The sequence below is a fragment of the Paenibacillus rhizolycopersici genome (assembly GCF_014947195.2).
GTDB classification, from domain to species: domain Bacteria; phylum Bacillota; class Bacilli; order Paenibacillales; family Paenibacillaceae; genus Fontibacillus; species Fontibacillus rhizolycopersici.
Window position 1 is genome coordinate 34,598 of sequence record NZ_JADCNN020000010.1, and the last position, 19,872, is coordinate 54,469.

At 54.3% G+C, this 19,872-nt stretch carries 17 protein-coding genes; all 17 read left to right on the forward strand.

The genetic code is table 11. The features are described 5' to 3' along the window. Nucleotides 1–106: 106 nt before the first annotated feature. The 17 genes from IM700_RS12530 to IM700_RS12610 all read left to right on the forward strand — a co-directional run bounded on the left by IM700_RS12530 (nucleotide 107) and on the right by IM700_RS12610 (nucleotide 19,718). A complete protein-coding gene (locus tag IM700_RS12530) occupies nucleotides 107–1,078 on the forward strand; it encodes an ABC transporter permease (protein ID WP_155604537.1) in 972 nt (323 codons plus the stop codon). Further along, on the forward strand, nucleotides 1,075–2,091 hold the full coding sequence (locus IM700_RS12535; RefSeq protein WP_193417603.1) for an ABC transporter permease: 1,017 nt from the start codon (nucleotides 1,075–1,077) through the stop codon (nucleotides 2,089–2,091). The genes IM700_RS12530 and IM700_RS12535 overlap by 4 nt, the downstream gene beginning before the upstream one ends. Further along, nucleotides 2,058–3,086 carry an ABC transporter ATP-binding protein gene (locus tag IM700_RS12540; protein ID WP_155604539.1) on the forward strand — a complete coding sequence of 343 codons (1,029 nt, stop codon included), beginning with the start codon at nucleotides 2,058–2,060 and terminating at the stop codon, nucleotides 3,084–3,086. The genes IM700_RS12535 and IM700_RS12540 overlap by 34 nt, the downstream gene beginning before the upstream one ends. Beyond that, nucleotides 3,083–4,123, forward strand: a complete 1,041-nt coding sequence (locus IM700_RS12545; RefSeq protein WP_155604540.1) for an ABC transporter ATP-binding protein — start codon at nucleotides 3,083–3,085, stop codon at nucleotides 4,121–4,123. Before IM700_RS12540 ends, IM700_RS12545 begins: the two co-directional genes overlap by 4 nt. A gap of 296 nt (nucleotides 4,124–4,419) precedes the next feature. Then, on the forward strand, nucleotides 4,420–5,499 hold the full coding sequence (locus IM700_RS12550) for an LCP family protein (RefSeq protein ID WP_193417601.1): 1,080 nt from the start codon (nucleotides 4,420–4,422) through the stop codon (nucleotides 5,497–5,499). Nucleotides 5,500–5,679: 180 nt separating this feature from the next. Continuing rightward, a complete protein-coding gene (locus IM700_RS12555) occupies nucleotides 5,680–6,105 on the forward strand; it encodes a CBS domain-containing protein (protein ID WP_155604542.1) in 426 nt (141 codons plus the stop codon). A gap of 87 nt (nucleotides 6,106–6,192) precedes the next feature. After that, nucleotides 6,193–6,495 (forward strand): MazG-like family protein, encoded by a 303-nt coding sequence (locus tag IM700_RS12560; protein WP_193417599.1) that lies wholly within the window; start codon nucleotides 6,193–6,195, stop codon nucleotides 6,493–6,495. A 6-nt stretch (nucleotides 6,496–6,501) separates the two neighbouring features. Further along, nucleotides 6,502–7,422, forward strand: a complete 921-nt coding sequence (locus tag IM700_RS12565) for a DUF2232 domain-containing protein (protein ID WP_155604544.1) — start codon at nucleotides 6,502–6,504, stop codon at nucleotides 7,420–7,422. Nucleotides 7,423–7,433: 11 nt separating this feature from the next. After that, on the forward strand, nucleotides 7,434–9,416 hold the full coding sequence (locus tag IM700_RS12570; protein ID WP_155604545.1) for a DHH family phosphoesterase: 1,983 nt from the start codon (nucleotides 7,434–7,436) through the stop codon (nucleotides 9,414–9,416). Then, nucleotides 9,413–9,856: a 50S ribosomal protein L9 gene (gene rplI / locus IM700_RS12575; protein WP_155604546.1), complete on the forward strand. Its 444-nt coding sequence runs from the start codon at nucleotides 9,413–9,415 to the stop codon at nucleotides 9,854–9,856. The genes IM700_RS12570 and rplI overlap by 4 nt, the downstream gene beginning before the upstream one ends. Nucleotide 9,857: 1 nt before the next feature. Beyond that, nucleotides 9,858–11,219, forward strand: coding sequence for a replicative DNA helicase (dnaB, locus tag IM700_RS12580; protein ID WP_155604547.1), 1,362 nt, complete (start codon nucleotides 9,858–9,860; stop codon nucleotides 11,217–11,219). A gap of 373 nt (nucleotides 11,220–11,592) precedes the next feature. Then, nucleotides 11,593–12,879: an adenylosuccinate synthase gene (locus IM700_RS12585; protein ID WP_155604548.1), complete on the forward strand. Its 1,287-nt coding sequence runs from the start codon at nucleotides 11,593–11,595 to the stop codon at nucleotides 12,877–12,879. Between the two features lie 170 nt (nucleotides 12,880–13,049). Then, entirely contained in the window at nucleotides 13,050–13,781 is a 732-nt protein-coding gene (locus IM700_RS12590) for a hypothetical protein (protein ID WP_193417597.1), read from the forward strand. 239 nt (nucleotides 13,782–14,020) lie between these two features. Continuing rightward, nucleotides 14,021–15,568: a M23 family metallopeptidase gene (locus IM700_RS12595; RefSeq protein ID WP_193417595.1), complete on the forward strand. Its 1,548-nt coding sequence runs from the start codon at nucleotides 14,021–14,023 to the stop codon at nucleotides 15,566–15,568. 178 nt (nucleotides 15,569–15,746) lie between these two features. Beyond that, on the forward strand, nucleotides 15,747–16,463 hold the full coding sequence (gene yycF / locus IM700_RS12600) for a response regulator YycF (protein ID WP_155604551.1): 717 nt from the start codon (nucleotides 15,747–15,749) through the stop codon (nucleotides 16,461–16,463). A 76-nt stretch (nucleotides 16,464–16,539) separates the two neighbouring features. Next, a complete protein-coding gene (gene walK / locus IM700_RS12605; RefSeq protein WP_418888782.1) occupies nucleotides 16,540–18,288 on the forward strand; it encodes a cell wall metabolism sensor histidine kinase WalK in 1,749 nt (582 codons plus the stop codon). Further along, a complete protein-coding gene (locus tag IM700_RS12610; RefSeq protein WP_239483862.1) occupies nucleotides 18,285–19,718 on the forward strand; it encodes a YycH family regulatory protein in 1,434 nt (477 codons plus the stop codon). Before walK ends, IM700_RS12610 begins: the two co-directional genes overlap by 4 nt. Nucleotides 19,719–19,872: the final 154 nt, after the last annotated feature.

A 19,872-nucleotide genomic window follows, 5' to 3' on the forward strand; every position in this document is an offset into this window, starting at 1 on the left:
AATAAACCGCAGGAGGGGAAAGGGAGAATTCTCTTTCTCCTTCTCCCTTTCAAGGAAGGAAGTTTCCCTGCGGCTTTATACCTATTAAATGTGGGAGGATAAAACGATGACAGAATATCTGATCCGTCGCTTACTGCAATCGGTTCTAGTTATTTTTTTGATCACTGTCGTCACCTTTTTGCTCATCCATGCAGCACCGGGCGGTCCAACTCAAGTCATGCTTGCCCCCGGTTTGTCGCCGGAAGCTTTTGAACAGCAGAGGCACAATATGGGGCTGGATCAACCGATTCCCGTCCAATATATTCGATGGGTCGGAGACTTGCTGCAAGGCGACATGGGTTATACGTTTAAAAACCATTTGCCGGTTGGTGATTTGCTCTGGCCGCGGATCGCTAACACGCTAATTTTGATGGGCGCAGCTTGGTTGCTTACGCTTGTTATCGCTCTACCTTGGGGCATTTACAACAGCACGAAAGTGTACGGCATTTCAGATCAGACGGCATCCTTTATTTCTTATTTAGGTTTTGCCATGCCGACTTTTTGGTTCGGTATCCTGTTACAACAATGGTTCTCCCTTGGCTTGGATTGGTTTCCGCTTTCGGACATGCATAGCCGCGGCAAGGAGGGAAGCGTCTTTGATTTGTTCATGCATCTGGTATTGCCAGTCACCGTCCTCTCTTTGGGCTTCCTTGCTTCCTACATTAAATACGCTCGAGCCAGTATGTTGGAAGTGTTAGAACAGGATTACATTCGAACTGCCCGTGCTAAAGGGGTAAAGGAAAGGAAAGTCATATTCCGCCATGCCCTGCGAAATGCGCTCATCCCGATCATTACGATCTTAGGATTGGATTTGCCGATCCTTGTAGGTGGGGCGGCATTGACTGAAAATGTATTTAACTGGCCAGGGATGGGGCGCCTCTATGTTGAGATGGCTACTGCACGGGAATATTCCGTGTTAATGGCGATTACGATCGTCACCGCCGTGGTGGTCGTCATCGGCAGCTTATTAGCGGATATTCTGTATGCCATTGTGGATCCGCGAGTCAAATTGGGAGGAAAGGGGACAAAGGCAGCATGAGTGATATGAAGGTAACGATATCGTCGAGAACATCCCCGGACGTAGTGACGCCAGAACCCAATCCATCGCCTAACCTCAAAGACTCGGCAACCTCACTTTCAGCGAAGAAGCCTTTAGGGCCTTGGGGGATGTTGTGGAGGAAGTTTTCGCGAAATCCCTACGCGATGACTGGATTTGTGGTATTGCTTATCTTTATCCTCGCCGCCGTATTTGCGCCGTGGATTACCAAGTACGATCCGGCAAAAATCGATATGATGTTTCCGAATCTCAAGGCAGGGGCTGAGGGTCATCTGCTGGGAACGGATGAATTGGGTCGTGACGTATTCGCAAGGTTATTGTATAGCGCGAGAATCTCCTTGTTAATCGGGTTTTCGGTCGCCTTGGCATCGGTGGTTGTAGGTTCGATTATCGGCGCTATTTCCGGTTATTTTGGCGGATGGGTGGACACGGTGTTCATGCGGATCGTTGACGTCATGAACTCGGTACCTACGTTGTTCCTCAACATTTTGGTGCTGGCGATCTTCGGATCGGAAATCAAGTATATGATATTGATCTTGGCTTTTACTAGCTGGATGAGCATCGCTCGGCTGGTACGGGGGAACTTCCTCCAACTGCGGGAGATGCAGTACGTGGAGGCCGCTCGTGCGATCGGGGTGTCCAACACGGGCATCATATTCCGTCATTTATTGCGAAACTCTACGTTCCCGATTATCGTCAACGCGACCTTGATGGTCGGTGCGGCCATTCTTAGCGAATCGGCCTTGTCTTACCTTGGTTTAGGCATCCAGCCGCCGGCCACCAGCTGGGGGCTCATGCTGAGTAATGCGCAGGAGTTTATGTTAGTTGATAAAATGCAGGCCGTATACCCTGGCTTGTGTATCTTGATTGTCGTCCTTGCGGTGAACTTTATCGGTGACGGTATCCGCGATGCGCTGGATCCAAGACAGAATCTGAACAAATCCCGGAGGAGGCTGGCAAAATGGCGGAGAAACTTCTCGAAATCCGAAAACTGACGGCGGGCTTTTTGACGGAGAATGGGGTCGTTAAAGCGACGGATCGGATTTCGTTATCCATAGGCAAGGGGCAGACGGTTTGTCTGGTAGGCGAATCGGGCAGTGGGAAAAGCGTCACCTCGCTCGCCATCATGCGCCTGATCGATTACGCCGGCGGGACGATCATGGAGGGCAACATCTCGTTCCGGGGACAGGAATTAGCAGCTAAGAAACAAGATGAGATGCGAAATATCCGCGGCAATCAAATCGCTATGATCTTTCAAGACCCGATGTCGGCCCTGAATCCGGTATTTACCGTAGGGGAACAAATCGCCGAGAGCTTGCGGCTGCATCAGAATAAATCCGCAGGCGAAGCCTGGAACATGGCCATCGATCTACTTAGGCTCGTCGGCATCCCTGCACCGGAAATTCGTGCCAAGCAGTATCCACATGAACTGTCAGGCGGGATGTGCCAGCGGGTCGTTATTGCCACCGCTCTAGCCTGCAATCCAGAGCTGTTGATTGCCGACGAACCGACGACCGCACTGGACGTGACCGTTCAGGCGCAAATCCTGGATCTGCTGCGGAAGCTGCAGGCTGAACTCGGCATGTCCATCCTGCTGATCACCCATGATATGGGTGTAGCGGCGGAAATGGCAGACCGGGTAGCGGTTATGTATGCGGGGGCAATCGTTGAAGAGGGGCCGGTGGAGGATATCTTCAACCAGCCCAGCCACCCGTACACTGTGGGGCTGCTTCAATCCATCCCGGGCTTTGAAGGGGAACGGGGTGGAGAGCTCTACACGATCCAGGGGACCATTCCGCCGATTGGCCAGTTGCCTTCCGGGTGCCGGTTCCACCCGCGCTGCCCGCATGCAACGGAGGTGTGTCGGCAGAAGGAACCTCCTGAGTTTATGATTGGAGCAGATCATCGCGCTTCCTGCTGGCTTTATGAAGATAAGCCGGTACGTCTGGACGATTCCCATAGCAGTAGAGACGAGGTGAAACCCGCATGATGACGGAAACGGCAAATGTAGAGGCAAAGCGACCGATCGGTTCGAAATCCGGGGAGATCCTGGTGGATATCCGCGGGATCAAGAAGTATTTCCCGATTCACAAGGGCCTGCTCAGCCGAGTTGTCGGCCAAGTGAAGGCGGTGGACGATGTGTCCCTGGCGATTCGCCAAGGGGAAACGTTTGGACTGGTTGGGGAATCCGGCTGCGGTAAGTCGACATTAGGGCGTGTTATTCTTCGTTTGCAAGGAGCCACGGAGGGCGCAGTGGTATACCAAGGCCAAGATATCCATTCATTACGGGGTCCCGAGCTGCGGAAGCTTCGCGAAGAGATGCAAATTATCTTCCAAGATCCGTTTGGTTCATTAAACCCTCGGTTTCTGGTTAAAGACATCATCGGTGAGCCGTTGCGCGTGCATCGCAACATGTCTCCCAAACAGATAGATGCGCGAGTTGTTGAGCTCATGGAGCTGGTCGGATTGGATGCCACCCGGCGCAATCGTTATCCGCATGAATTCTCCGGCGGGCAGCGACAGCGGATCGGCATTGCCCGGGCAATAGCGCTTAACCCGAAGTTCATCGTGGCTGATGAGGCGGTGTCGGCGCTTGACGTGTCCGTCCAATCCCAAGTGATTAATCTGCTCATGAAGCTGCAACGGGAACTGGGCCTGACATTCCTCTTTATTGCACACGGGCTTAACGTTGTCCGACATATATCTGACCGGGTCGGCGTCATGTATCTGGGTAAGCTGGTGGAGGTTGGAGAGACGGAGACGTTGTTCGCGTCGCCGCTGCACCCCTATACCGCCGCTTTGTTGTCGGCGATTCCAAAGCCGGTGCCGGGCCGCAAGCAGGAGCGGATCGTGCTGCAGGGGGATGTTCCCTCCCCGGCGAACCCGCCTTCCGGCTGCCGCTTCCATACCCGCTGTCCGTTCGCCCAAGAGCTTTGTTCCAAGGTAGAGCCGCAATTGGTTGAGGCAGTCCCCGGACGCCAAGTGGCCTGCCATTTCCCGCTGCAGCCTGGGACCGTATTGTCCTAAACTTCAGCGAAAGCAAGTTAGCTCTACAAATCGATCATGGTAGAGGCCCGATCTCCGGAAGGAGCGGGTCTCTCTTTTTTGCCACCTCAAACCTAATTTGGATGCCTGCCTGGTTAGCCGACCAGCATCTGCATGTACCCTATTGTTGTACCCGAATTCCCCGATGTGTTATAGTACGAAGCGGTAGAGTTGTTTTGAAAAGTGATAGATAGAGACGTGCAGAAAAGTAGACTCGTGACGAACTCATAGATGAAGATATGCGAAATCAACCAGAATGGCGATGGAGGCGTAAATCAATGATCGAACGACAGAAAAGGCATAAGGCAAAACCAAAGAAAAATCGTAGAAAAGTGGCAATCCTTTCACTGGTGATCCTACTGGTGATTGGGGCAGGGGGATATTTATTCCGTAAACCCCTCGCCGTGATGGCGTTTGACTTGTTCCTGTCAGGGAAAGTCGAGGAGACTCTGGAGCGATCCTATTCTCCGCTGGAAGGGGAAGAAGCGCAGGCCGTGCAGCCGCAGGAAGAGAACATGAAGCCGTTCAGCGTACTGCTGCTCGGCGTGGATCAACGAAATAACGAGCCGGCTCGTTCGGATACGATGATCTATGCGGTGGTGCGCCCAGAGGATGCGAAGGTGCTGTTGGTATCCATCCCTCGCGACACCTACACAGAGATTGTGGGCAAGGATAAGGAAGACAAGATTAACCATGCGTATGCTTTTGGCGGAGAGAAAATGGCCAAGGACACGGTGGAGCATTTCATCGGATATCCGGTCGATAACTATGCGGCCATCAACTTCCAGGGCGTGCGGGATATCGTTGATGCATTGGGCGGCGTCGAGCTGCCGATTACCAAGGATATCGTGAATAAGCAAGCGGATCATGAGAAGTTTACGATTAAAGCGGGGAAACCGCTGTACGACGGAACGGAGGCTTTGAACTTCGTCCGTTACCGCGAGGACAGTGACTTTAACCGGACGAAACGGCATCAGGTGTTTCTAAACGCCATGGTCGATCGAATGTTAAAGCTGAATCAAGTGACAAAAATTCCTGAATTGATGAACCTGATGGGCGATAATTTTAAGACGGACCTGCCGCCAAGCCAAATCATCGATTTGTCCAAGCAAGTGCTGCTGGGCGATGCTTCTCCGCAAATTAGCGGATTTACGATTATGGGCGAAGGGATGCGGCTGAACGGCATTTATTATGATAAGGCCAACGAAGAAGATGTGAACTTTGCTAAAGAGATGATCGACAGCTGGCTCAACCCGGAAACGGAAACGTCCGCCTTGATTACGCCGGAATCGCGGGACGCCGAGAAGGCCGCGACCGAGTCAAATGGCACGCAGGGAACGGCAACCAACAAGCAATAGCAAGAATGAGTCATCTTGGGGCATCATACTTTAGATTAAACCGCTTTATAGGTTTATATCAAACCTCGGCAGTCCGGTGTTCCGGCTGCCGATTTCACACGGCCCGTCCCGGAACATATCCCGTTTCGAAACGTATCAATTAGGGGAGTCTGAATGAAGGATGAGGAGGATTTTGTTCTCATGAATATAGCGTTTTTTTTGCTTCCGAAAAATGACGTGGTGACCGTAACGCTGGATTCCACCTTGCGGCAGACGTTGGAACGCATGGAGTTTCACCGATATACGGCTGTGCCGATCATCGACCGGGACGGTGCGTATGTCGGCACGGTGACGGAAGGCGACTTACTTTGGCATATGAAAAATTCCGATGGTAGGATTAATTTTGAGACCGCTTCAAAATTTCTGCTCAAGGACGTTCCGCTGAAGATGGACATGAAACCGGTACGGATCGATGCGGATATGGAGGACCTGATCAATCTAGCGAAGGTGCAAAACTTTGTGCCTGTCGTTGACGACCGGGGCCGGTTCATCGGGATCGTCCGGCGCAGCCAAATTATCGAATATTGCGAGAAGTTCGTGACCCGAAATGCGGCACAACCCCAATAAATCCTAAAGGTTTGCGTCTTTTGTCGCGGTTGCATTATGCTATAATGAAGAATAAAGCTTTTTCGGGGAGGGTGGAAGCTGTCCGCCATGCAAAGGGAAATGGATGTGGCCAAACGTGCCAAGGTGATTGAATGGCTCAAAACGGAAGTAGTCGATCACGTATCCCGTTTGTTTAAAGCATTATGGGAAGGCAGCACGACACGGGTTATGGACAGTCTTGCCAGTCTGATTGTCAGCAGTTATATTTTGGGACGAAGACTAGGTGTTTCCTATCGGGATATGGATGACAGCATCTTGGAGAAACTGAAAAAACATAAGCAGGAGGGTCACCAGCTCGAGGATTGGTATCAAGATATTTCTACCCTGGAAGAACATATGCGTAAGAGGTGAACCCATTTGAAGTTACGCTGGACATCGGTGGCCTGGAGCGCCGCATATTTGCTGCTTCTGCTGTCACTTGCAACTCCGCTTACCGTGATTACGATGTTTTTTCTGATCGTGCCGGGCATCTTGTTGTACACGACCTTGTCGACAAGGGTGTTTCTCGTGCACGTAGCGGTGGTCTGGCTAGCGGCTTCGCTGATCTTCGGACCGGTTATTCTGCTGCAGGCCGTTTATTTTATTATTCCTTCGATCGTGATGGGCTATTTATATAAGAAAAGAGTTCCGGCCTTTCGCACGATCATGACGGGAGCCGGCACCATTTTGCTGGAATTTTTGCTGGTCCTTCTGATCAGCACGGTGTTCTTTGACTTTAACCTGGCTACGGCGATTGAGGACCTGGTCAATTCGGCCATGGCTCCGTTTACGAATGTCGCCGACAGCTCGCTGGCCGGCGGGATCGTCTGGTCACCGGAGATGAGTCAGCAGTTTTCCAGTCTCACGGTGCGAATGATTCCGTTTACGATGATCGTCTGCTCGCTTCTGATCGCTGCGGTGGCCCATGCCATCTCTAGGCCGACGTTATCCAGCTTAGGGCATGCGGTGCCGAAGCTGCCGCCGATCCGCGATTGGCGGTTGCCGCGTTCGCTGATTTGGTATTACCTGATTGGCGTGCTGCTGCAGTGGTTCGGCGGAGAAGCTGTTCAGCAGGGGTTCATGGGCACGATTTTGTTGAACCTGATGCCGCTGTTGCAATTCCTCTTTATGGTTCAAACGGCAAGCTTCTTCTTCTTTGCGGCCTATCACCGCAAGTGGAACCCGGTCATTCCGATCCTGTTGATCGTAGCGATGTTGTTTATTCCGCCGCTGCGAATCGTGGGGATTCTGGACATTGCATTTCCGCTACGGGATATGATTACGAGATCAAGACGATAGGGTGAGAAGGCATGCCTAATATTTTGCAAAAACGTTGGTACGGGTACCAGACCGTATGGATGTTCATGCTTCAGTTGCTGCTCGTCATCTTCGTCTCCTACTTTAACTGGATTTTGGGGCTAGTCTGCTTATGCCTTGTCTGCGTGTTGACTTACAGCATGCTAAGGGCGGAGCGGCAGTTCCGCAAAGAGCTGATCCGCTACGTGACCGATTTGAACTACCGGATCAAACGGGTAGAAGGCGAGGCGGTCAGTAAACTGCCGTTTGGTCTGATGCTCTATAGCGAGGAGCGGACGATCGAATGGCATAACCATTTCGTAGCCGGCATGTACGGTAAAGACTCCGTCGTAGGTCTACCTTTGTCCGAGCTACTGCCGCAGCTCCCTGCGCCAAGCCGCGACAAGAAAGATGGCGGCGGTGCTCGGACAACCGTGGAGACGATGGTTGGGGATCGACATTACGAATTGGCCATCGATACGAATGAACGACTCATTTACATTCATGATATGACAGAGTTGGCGGTGCTGCGCAGTCGGTACGAAGACGAACGGGCCGCGCTGGGCATCATCCTGCTGGACAATCTAGATGAGGCTACCCAGGGGATGGATGACCAGCAGCGGACCGCCTTGATCGCCCGCGTAGCGACGGCGATCACGGAATGGGCCAAACAGTACCGCGTGTACCTGCGGCGGCTGTCCTCCGAGCGATATCTGATGATCCTGAATCAGAAATCGCTGGACGAACTGGAGCAAAGCCGGTTCGTGATCTTGGACGAGGTCCGCGAAATGACCGCGGACCTGAAGGTGCCGATTACGCTCAGCATCGGCCTCGCATTTGGTGCCGAGCGCTTCAGCGAGCTGGGCGAACTCGCCCAGTCCAGCTTGGATATGGCGCTCGGCCGCGGGGGAGACCAGGCCGCGGTGAAGGCCGGTCAGCGGTTGTCCTTCTATGGCGGCAAATCCGGCGCCATAGAGAAGCGGACGCGCGTCCGCGCCCGCGTCATCGCGCATGCCTTGCGCGATTTGATGCAGGAGAGCGACCGCGTCATCATCATGGGCCATCGCGTGCCGGACCTCGACGTGATCGGCGCCTCCATCGGCGTGCTGAAGGCCGCCGATATGTACAAGGTCGAGGCCCACATCGTGCTGGATGGCCCGAACCCGGCGATCGAGCGCCTGATGGAGCGCATCGGCAAAGAAGAGGCCCTGCTCCGGCGGTTTATCACGCCGGAGCAGGCCCTGAATTTGATGACCGAGCACACGCTGCTCGTGCTCGTCGATACGCATAAGGCCTCCATTACGATGGAGCCCCGGCTGGTCGAAGAAGCGAGCCGCGTCGTCATCGTGGACCACCATCGCCGCGGGGAAGAATTCGTGGCCGATGCGGTGCTCGTCTATCTGGAGCCTTACGCTTCCTCGGCGTGCGAGCTCGTTACGGAGCTGCTGCAGTACATTCACGAGAAGGTGGAGCTCAGCCCGCTGGAAGCGACGACGCTGCTCGCGGGCATCACCGTCGATACGAAGCATTTCGCGCTTCACACCGGCTCTCGGACGTTTGAGGCTGCGGCGTTCCTCCGTCGAAACGGGGCGGACACGGTGATGGTGCAGCGATTGTTGAAGGAAGACTTGCAGGAGTACATCGCCAAGGCCGACATCATCAAGCATGCCCGCATGATCCATGGGCATATCGCCTTGGCGGTGACGGAGACGAACCGCAAGATCCCGCAGCTGTTGATCGCCCAAGTGGCGGATACGCTGCTGAATATGACCGGCGTACTTGCTTCGTTCGTGATCAGCGAGCGGCCGGACGGCCTGATTGGGATCAGCGCCCGTTCGCTCGGGAGCATGAATGTCCAGGTGGTCATGGAGCGGCTTGGCGGCGGAGGACACTTGACGAATGCAGCCGTTCAATTGGAAGGAACCCAGACGGAAGCGGAGAAACGATTGCTCGCCGTGCTGGATGAAATAGAGAAGGAAGAGGGGTTATTCGAATGAAAGTGATCTTTTTGAAGGATGTCAAAGGCCAAGGAAAAAAAGGGGAAGTTAAAGAGGTATCGGAAGGTTATGCACAGAACTTCCTGATGCCACGGGGACTGGTTCGCCCGGCTACCGAAGGTAATGTGAAGACGCTGGAGCAGCAAGCGGCATCCGAACTGAAGCGCAAAGCGCAGGAGAAGGAAGAGGCAGTCCAGCTCGGCAAGAAGCTGGAGGAAATGACCGTACAGTTGAAAGCGAAAGCTGGCGAGGGAGGCCGCTTGTTTGGCGCGATTACCAGCAAGCAAGTTGCGGAGGCGCTGGAGAAAGCCGGCGTGAAGCTCGATAAGCGTAAAATCGAAATGCATGATCCGATCCGGACTCTAGGCGTAACGCAAGTGCCGGTGAAGCTTCACCCGGAAGTGAAGTCGACGCTTAAGGTTCACGTTACGGAGGAATAAGATGAGCGGAGATCTGTTTTTTGACCGGATCCCCCCGCAAAACCTAGAAGCTGAACAAGCGGTACTCGGGGCGGTACTGCTGCAATCGGAAGCGCTCATCTCCGCGATGGAGCGGGTGCGGACCGAGGATTTTTACGATAAGCCCCACCAATTAATCTTTGAAGCGATGGTTCAGTTGGGCGAGGAAGGCAAGCCAATCGACCTCGTCACGCTGACCTCGAAGCTGAAGGACCGCGGCGAGCTCGAAGAGATCGGCGGCGTCAGCTATTTGGCCAAGCTGGCCCATGCCGTGCCGACGGCGGCCAACGTGGATTATTACGCACGGATCATCGAAGAGAAATCAATGCTGCGGCGTTTGATCCGTACGGCGACACAAATCGTCAGCGACGGTTATTCCGGCGGCGAAGACGTGGCCGATATGCTCAGCGATGCCGAACGGCGCATTCTGGAGATTTCCAACCGCCGCTCGGGCAGCGGGTTTATCGCCATTCGCGACGTGCTGATGGAAGTGTTCGATCGCGTTGAGCTGCTGCATCAGAACCGCGGAACGACAACCGGGATTCCATCCGGATTCGTGGATTTGGATAGAATGACCGCGGGATTCCAGCGCAGCGACTTGATTATCGTAGCGGCGCGGCCATCCGTAGGTAAAACGGCTTTCGCCTTGAACATTGCGCAAAATGTGGCGGTGCGCGCTAAAGAGACCGTGGCGATCTTCAGTCTGGAGATGTCCGCGGCTCAGCTGGTACAGCGGATGATCTGCGCCGAAGCCAACCTTGACGCCAGCGTCATGCGTACCGGCGATTTCAAGAGCGATGACGACTGGTCAAAGCTGACGATGGGCATTGCGGCCTTATCGGAAGCGGATATATATATCGACGACACTCCGGGGATCACCGTTGCCGATATCCGGGCGAAATGCCGCCGGCTCAAGAAGGAACGCGGCCTGGGCATGATCGTCATCGACTACCTGCAGTTGATTCAGGGCCGGGGCAAACCCGGCGAGAACCGGCAACAGGAGGTCTCGGAAATTTCCCGGACGCTGAAGCAAATCGGTCGGGAGCTGGAAGTACCGGTCATCGCCTTGTCTCAGTTAAGCCGGGGCGTCGAGCAGCGGCAGGACAAGCGCCCGATGATGTCCGACCTTCGGGAATCCGGTTCCATCGAGCAGGATGCCGATATCGTAGCGTTCCTGTACCGGGATGATTACTACAACCAGGAGACAGAGAAGAAGAACATCATCGAGATCATCATCGCGAAACAGCGGAACGGCCCGGTTGGGACGGTTGAGCTCGTCTTCTTGAAGAACTTTAACAAGTTCGCCAACTATGAGCGGGCTCATGCGGACGCCTTTGCGGGGTAGCCTAAGTACGGAACTTCTTCATATGGAACTCATCAATAATCGATCATCTTCTAGCTATATCGGATTCTAAGGGCTGACCTAATGCGTCGCCCTTTTTTGCTGGATTCATGAATTAATTCCGAACATTTGTAAAATGCGATCGAATAATCGTTCGCTTTTTAATTTGACTTTGAAAATGGAGACTGTTAAACTGGTATTGCTGCGTTAAAGCGATAGATCAACTTCGGTTTGACGGCAGCGGAACGTTTTTTAGCGCGTACAACAGGTGTAATGTCGCATCGGCCTAAGGTTTGCAGGAAGCATCAGCAATCGAAAGGCTGTCTTTTGCAATGTTCAAATATAGGTGCTTGACGCACCGGGCGGGGGAATGTACATGTCAACGGTAGTCGTTGTGGGAACGCAATGGGGAGACGAAGGTAAAGGTAAAATCACGGATTTCTTGGCGGATAGCGCCGATGTGGTGGCCCGTTATCAAGGCGGTAACAACGCCGGTCACACCATTCTTATCGACGGCAAGAAGTACAAACTCACCTTGATTCCGTCAGGCATCTTCAATCAAAATAAACGTTGTGTTATTGGAAACGGGGTCGTCATCAATCCGGCGGCATTGATCGAGGAGATCAATTACGTGGAAGAGAACGGGTTCAGCGCGAAGAATTTGGTCATCAGCGACCGGGCCCACGTGATTCTGCCATATCATTTGGTCCTGGATGCTTTGGAGGAAGAACGCAAGGGCGAGAACAAGATTGGAACAACCAAGAAAGGGATCGGCCCGGCTTATATGGATAAGGCCTCCCGCAGCGGGATTCGGATTGCCGATTTGATGGATGCAGAGGAGTTCGAGGCGAAGCTGCGCCATGCAATGAAGGAGAAGAATCATCTGATCGAGACCGTCTATGGCGGCCAGCCTCTGGACGTGGAGGAAGTGCTGAAGCAGTACCTGGAATACGCAGAAATCATTCGTCCGTACGTAGCCGATACGTCGGTGATATTGAACGAAGCAATTGATGCGGGCGAGAAGGTATTGTTTGAAGGCGCGCAAGGCGTCATGCTCGACATCGACCAAGGGACGTATCCATTCGTGACCTCGTCCAATCCATCGGCAGGCGGAGTCTGCAATGGCAGCGGCGTGGGTCCGACGAAAATCCACCAGATTATCGGCGTGGCTAAGGCGTACACAACTCGTGTCGGCGACGGCCCGTTCCCGACGGAGCTGTTCGACGAAGTTGGCCACATGATCCGCGAAACCGGCCACGAGTACGGGACCGTGACCGGGCGTCCGCGCCGGGTTGGCTGGTTCGACAGCGTCGTTGTCCGCCATACGCGCCGTGTCAGCGGGTTGACCGGGTTGTCCCTGAACTCGCTGGACGTGCTGACTGGGCTGAAAACCGTGAAGATCTGCACCGGGTATAAATACCGCGGCGAGATTATCACGCACTACCCGGCTAGTCTGAAAATGCTTGCCGAATGCGAAGCGGTATACGAAGAAATGCCGGGCTGGTCGGAGGACATTTCCGGGGCGAAAACGCTGGAGGATCTCCCTGAGACCACCCGCAATTACGTCAATCGCGTATCCGAGTTGACTGGTGTACCGATCGCGATTTTCTCGGTCGGCCGCAACCGCAGCCAAACGAATCAAGTGCTGCCGATCTACGAATAAGCAAACCTTAGACTATGAACCTATAGGAGCCGCCGATAGAGGATGGAAACATCGCGCTGTCGACGGCTTCTTTTTCTAGTTTTGCCTACTAAACCAAGGTTGAAATCGGGTTTCTCCGTCCATACTGAAGGTTGAGAGACTAGATTCTTAGGCAGTAGGAGGATAAAACAATGAAATGGCTCGGATGGATCTTGAAATTATGCGTAACGATTGTAGCGGTCAGTCTACTGACCGTTGCCACGACGGGATATATCGTCAATTCGTACATCCAATCGCTTATGAGCAGTTATAACCTGCCGGTCACCGGACAGGCTCCTGGTTTTGGTGGGATCATGAAGGGGATGTTGGGGTTCGGTAAGGATTCAGACCATACCGGTCAGGTAGAGGGGGAAACCGATCCAGGGGATAACGCAGACAAAGTCGACAGTAGCTCCGTCGCCGACGCCGACTCGAACAAGACCGGGGACAATTCGTCAGATCCGTCCGGCGGTGGTGGAGAGAAGAACGGGACTCCCAGTGGTAAGACGTCGGAGACTAGCGGGAATCCCCCGTCCGGGAGTACGGGCAAGGATGCCAACGAAACAGATCCGAATGGGAATGCGCCGGAGGACGCTTTGCCGGTCATGGGCGGAATGAGTGCCGGTGATGCCTTAGGCGAGGACCAGCAAGTCGTGGTGACGCCGGATGATCTCGTCGCTAAGAAGGAGGAACTGCCCGATAAGCAGAAGGAGGAGATTTTTGCGATCCTCATGAAGAAGCTGCCGCAGGAGGAGATGCAAATTTTAACCGTCGCTTTAGAGGGCGGACTGACCGAGACGGAGATGATGAACATCGAGCAAATGCTATCTAAACATCTGGACAAGACGGAATATGCCAAGGTCATGGAATTGTTAAAAAAGTAACGCCAAACCCCCTGTCTACAGGGAATGTCAGCGTTAACATTCACAGGATTGTAAATTAAAAAAACCGGCCGAGATGCCGCCAAATTCGCGAGAACCCGCTTCGTTAAGCGGGTTGTTTGCATTTTGGCCCAAGGTTGAAATCCCTTGCTGGGCTGTGTTAAAGTTAACAATAGCGGTAAAAGGTTAAAATTTTGAAACCATTTTAAGTCGAATCGAGTCGATGAATAAAGGAGATCGGTATGAAAGGTTTTACGGGAAAACGTTGGCAGCTGTGGCGCGGAGAAAACTCTCGAACGCAGGAGCAACACAGCCGCCCGGAAAACGATTCAGAGATATCCGAAGCAGAGTATGGGCGGAAATGGCCCCATCTTCTTAAATCCCGCAAGGTCGCCCTGGCAGGGGCAGCGGTGGTATTGATCGCCGGTACGGTTTATTTGGCAGGGCAGCAATATGTCAAAGCCAATACGGTAGCTTATTACCGGGTTTATGTCGGCGGGAAGGAAATTGGCACGATCGCGAGCGAATCGCAATTACAGGCTCTGATTAAACGCAAAGAGCAAGAATATAAACAGAAGTACCCGGAAGTGGAGATGGCGGTGAATACCGAGGACATTACCACCAAACCGGAGCAGGCCTACAAAGCGGAAGTCGATGCGGATTCGACACTCAATGAGCTGTACGGGATGTTGACCGGCTATGCCAAAGGCGTTGAGCTGAAGGTGGACGGCAAAGTGATTGCTGTCGTGAAGGATCAGGAGGCGGCACGGGAAGTGCTGGACCGGGTCAAAACGCAATATGCACCGGATGTGGCAGCCAGCACGCTGGCAGCGAAAGTAAAACGCACCGGAGGCAGCGCGACGGCGGGGGCCAAAACAAAGGCATCCAACACGACGCTGGAAACGGTGGAAATCGCCGAAGAGGTGGCGCAGGGTGAGATCAAATCAGATCCGAACAAGGTACTGAGCCCTGAGGAGGCTGTACGTAAGATTCTTCAGGGAGACGAGGAAGCCATTCAATATGAGGTACAGGAAGGGGACTCGATCTCGTCGATTGCGGCCCGTTTTGATGTGTCTCAGAAGGAGTTGTTCGCAAACAATCCCGGGATTGAAGAGCTGACGCTGCAGATTGGAACGTTGCTGAATGTGAAGGCGGTCCAACCGGCGCTGACGGTTCGCACCGTGGAGCATGTGACGGAAGAGATCATCACCGAACCGCAGGTGGTCGTCAAGACGAACGCCAGCATGCGATCTGGAGAGACCAAGGTCGTCTCGCCGGGGAGCAGCGGCCTGAAAACGATGGAGTATCGGATCACGAAGGAAAACGGCATGGTCGTGGGTGAAGAATGGTTAGGCCAGGAGGTCACCAAGAAATCGTCGCCGAAGATCGTCGTGCGCGGCACGAAGGTCGTGCTGGGCGAAGGTTCCGGGCAGTTTGCCTGGCCGGTATCCAGCGCCAAGATGACAAGCAGCTATGGCGAGCGCTGGGGGCGGACGCATAAAGGCGTTGACCTCGTGTCCTCGAAACGCAATATCCTCGCCGCCGATGACGGGGTGGTCTCTTTTGTCGGGACGAAGACGGGCTACGGCAACTGCATCATCATCGATCACAAGAACGGGTATGAGACGCTGTATGGCCATTTAAGCAAGATCAGCGTGAAGAAAGGGCAAGTCGTCGAGAAGGGCGACAAGATCGGCGTCATGGGCAACACCGGGCGCTCAACCGGCACGCATCTTCATTTCGAGATTCATAAGAACGGCAGCATTCAGAACCCGATGAAGTATCTATAAGATATAAGATCAGTCCCGCAACCCGTGAGGGAGGCGGGTTTTTTTTGCCTCAACCCTTATTTACCCCGAAATAGGTGCTGTCAATCGTTACCGGATCGGCGGATAGCTGATGCGGCGTCAGATATGGTAAGATAGAGGGAGCAAAAGCCCATGGCTGAAAGTTGGGGTGAACGAAGTCATGCAAGGAAAAATTCTGGTCGTGGATGACGAGAAACCCATTGCGGATATTTTGAAATTTAATTTGGAAAAAGAGGGTTACGAGGTCGTTCTCGCCTTCGACGGGATTGAGGCCACTCGACTCGCGTTCTCCGAGCAACCGGATCTGATCCTGCTCGATTTGATGTTGCCCGGCAAGGACGGGATGGACGTGTGCCGGGAGGTGCGGGCGAAGCTCGAAACGCCGATCATCATGCTGACGGCCAAGGACGGGGAGATCGACAAGGTGCTGGGGCTGGAACTGGGCGCCGACGACTACGTCACGAAGCCGTTCAGTACGCGGGAACTGTTGGCTCGGGTGAAGGCGCAGATGCGCCGTCAGCAGAAGGCGGCGGCGACCGAAGGTGCGGAGGAGACAAAGCAAGGCATCAGCTTATTTGAGCTGTTCATCGATACGGACATGTACACGGTCCATAAGAACGGCGAACCGCTGGACCTGACGCACCGGGAGTTCGAGCTCGTGCATTACCTGGTTAAGAACGCCGGGAAAGTGATGACGCGTGAACACCTGCTGCAGGCGGTATGGGGCTTCGAGTATTTTGGCGATGTTCGTACGGTGGACGTGACGATTCGCCGGCTGCGCGAGAAGATCGAGAAGGATCCGAGCAAGCCGGAATACATTTTGACGCGGCGGGGATTGGGGTACATGATGCGTAGCTCCAAGGCGGGTGGACTCTAGAATGAATCTGCCCTCTTTTTTTCGCACCATCCAGGCCAAACTGATCATCATCTACGTGCTCCTCATCCTGATCGCAATGCAGTTGATCGGGGTGTATTTCGTGAGCGCGATGAAGACCTCGCTGACCAGCAACTTCACGAAGGAGCTGCAGGAGCGGGCGGAGCTGCTCTCTGTGCTGGCGGCGCAAAACCTGGGCGTGACTGGAGAGTCGGCGGAAGAATCGATGGAGAATTTGCGCGTGCTGGTGAACAACCTGTTTAACATCGGCGGGGCTGAAATTCAGGTGCTTGATGCGAGCGGCAAGGTGTTGACGACGTCCAAGCCGTCCCACGCCGATTACGTGGGCACGAAGAACACGCAGACGGTCGTGAGCCGGGCCCTGCAAGGCATCCGCGACAACGAGGAATATATCATCGATGAGGATAACGTCCGGAAGAAGGTCGTCGCCAAGCCGGTGGTCAGCAGTGGAAAAATCGTCGGCGCGATCTACATCGCGGCGTCGATGAGCGAGCTGTACAGTACGATGGAGCGGATTAATAATATATTTATTTCCGGGATCTTGCTGGCGCTGGGGCTGACGGCGGTGCTTGGCGTCATCTTAGCGCATACGATCACCTCGCCGATTAAGGAGCTGACCCGGCGTGCCACGGCGGTGGCCGAAGGGGAGTTCCACCAGAAAATGCCCGTGCTTGGCAACGATGAGATCGGGCAGCTCAGTAAGGCATTTAACTATATGACCAGCCGACTTCGCGATGCGCTGGCGCAGAACGAGGAAGAGAAGGAGAAGCTCGCCTCGATCCTCACGAACATGAGCGACGGAGTGATCGCGACTGACGAGACCGGACGGGTCATCTTGATGAACCGGCGTGCGAGCGAGATGCTGGGGACACCGGATACGGCGCTCGACCGGGCCGATATCATGTCGCTGATGAACCTGCCGGAAGAGGAACGGGATGTGCTGGAGCAAGGGACGATGCACTCAACGATTCTCGAAAATACTGGGCCGGACGGCGATGTTTTCCTCATTCGGGTGACGTTTACGCCGATTCATCGGCGGGAAATCGGGATCATCGGCACGATCGCCGTGCTTCAGGACGTTACCGAGCAGGAGAAGCTGGAGGCCTCGCGGCGGGAGTTCGTGGCCAACGTGTCGCATGAGTTGCGGACGCCGCTGACAACGATCAAGAGCTATACGGAAGCGCTGGAGGACGGCGCAATGGAGGATTCGGAGCTTGGGCCGCGGTTCGTGTCTGTGATTCAGAATCAGACCGAGCGGATGATCCGCCTCGTCACCGACCTGCTGCACCTGTCTCGCTTCGATTCCCAAGAGGCCGAACTTCGTAAGCAGCCGACGAACGTGATGGAGATGCTGGAGGATGTGGCGGATCGGTTTTCTTTTCAGATGCAGGAGAAAGGGATCAAGCCAACGCTGTTTATCGCCAGTGACGTGGATACGGCTTGGATCGACCGTGACCAGATCGACCAGGTGCTGGACAACCTGATCTCCAATGCGATGAAGTACACGCCGGAAGGCGGCACTATCACACTGGAAGCACACTTGACCGATGATCGCCAGTTGGCGATTTCGGTACAGGATACCGGGATCGGGATTCCGAAGAAGGACCTGGACCGGATATTTGAACGGTTTTATCGCGTCGATAAGGCGCGTTCTCGGAATATGGGCGGGACGGGCTTGGGATTGTCCATTGCCCGGGAAATTGTGCGCGCCCACGGCGGAACCATATCTCTGCAATCGGAATTCGGCAAAGGCACCAAGGTGACCTTTACGCTGCCGGCAGAGAAGCAAGGAGGCGAAGCGCGATGAAGGAAAGGGTCAAATCGCTGGCGCTGGCCTTGCTGGTCGCGTGCAGCCTGGTACAGAGTTATTTCCTGATCTATCAATTGCCGGGCAGCAATCCGGTGGTCAAATCGGAGAGCGACTACATCCGTACGGAGAATATGGGGACGACCCAGGAGGCCGATGTGATGCTCTTTCCGGCGCAAATTGCCGTACATATGGGCGAGGAGCGGCACACCGTGTTTTACCCGGATTCGACGTTTTACAATCTGATTTACAACCGGCTGAAGGGCCGTCAGTTCGAAGGTTTCCAGCGGTATGACATCGACAATATCCAGTGGTCGGACATTCGCAGCAAAGATATCGGCGTGGAGCTGGAATTTGGCGGAGGCGTGCCAGTGCAGCTCCTGCAGAAGGTCATGCAGATAGCGCCGGACCCGCTGTTTGACGCGGAGAACGTCAACCGGCTGCTGATCTTCAACACGGGAACCGATGACCAGGTGCGCGTCTTTTTCTTTAGCTCTCGGGGTGACGTCGTGTACGAAGCGACCAAAGCCGACTTGACGGTGCAGGACGTCCAGCAGCAGGTCGATTTCGGCAAGGACTGGGTGCCATATACGTTGACGGACGGCTACTACGTTCCTGAGGAGCCGATCGATCTGGTGGAAACCGGCTTGAACATTGGGTTATATACCACAGAGCAGATGCAGAGTTTGTTCTTTGATCCGAGCATCACCCGCTATATCCGGGAAAAAGACGGCTCCGAGATTTACACAGACAGTAAACGCAGCCTTCAAGTCAAACAAAACCGGAACTGGATCAATTACACCGATCCGGCCGCTCCCTCGGCAGGCGAGAACAGCCCGAGCAAAAACGTGCTGTCGGCGATTGACTTCGTTAACCAGCACGGCGGCTGGAATGGGAAGTACCGGTTAGAGCAGACGAGCGAAGGCATCGAGGAAAACCAGCAACGGGTCGTGTTCCAACAGTATTACGGGACTGGGCAGTTTGGCGCATTCCCGATCATCGACTTGCCGACGTTCCATTATGGGGCGATCACGCTCGAGATGCGCCAAGGTACGATCGCCGGATATGAGCGTTCGCTGATTTACGGCTCCGGCGGCAACTGGGAGAAGAAAGTTGTCTCCTTGCCGGGCGGCAAGGCGCTTCGTGAGCAAATTGCAGCGCTTCGGGCGGAGGCTGGCATCGCCGGGTTGTACCCGGCGTACTTGCCGTCGCTCACTGAAAAGGGCCTGCTGCTGAAGCCAACTTGGGTCGTCGAGCTCAGCAATGGCGCGACCCGGGTACTCAGCTTGGGCGCGGTGGAGAAGACCGAAGCGGGTGTGAATGAGGGTGCCGGCGTAGGCGGGGATGTTGGCGTTGATGCTGGTGGTAACGCTGGTGCGGGTGCTAATGGGAATGATGCTGCAAATGATGCTGCAAATGCAAACGAGTAACTTAGTCATTTCGTAGCCTCTTCCACGTCAAACGTTACTTTTTAACGGACTCAGGAGGCGCTATTGGGCCAAAGTTTGGGGGATCTTCGTGCTAACGGACCCAGGAGACGTTATTCGGCTGGGTCGAGCCCAATTTGTTTCGATAGAGTGCGAA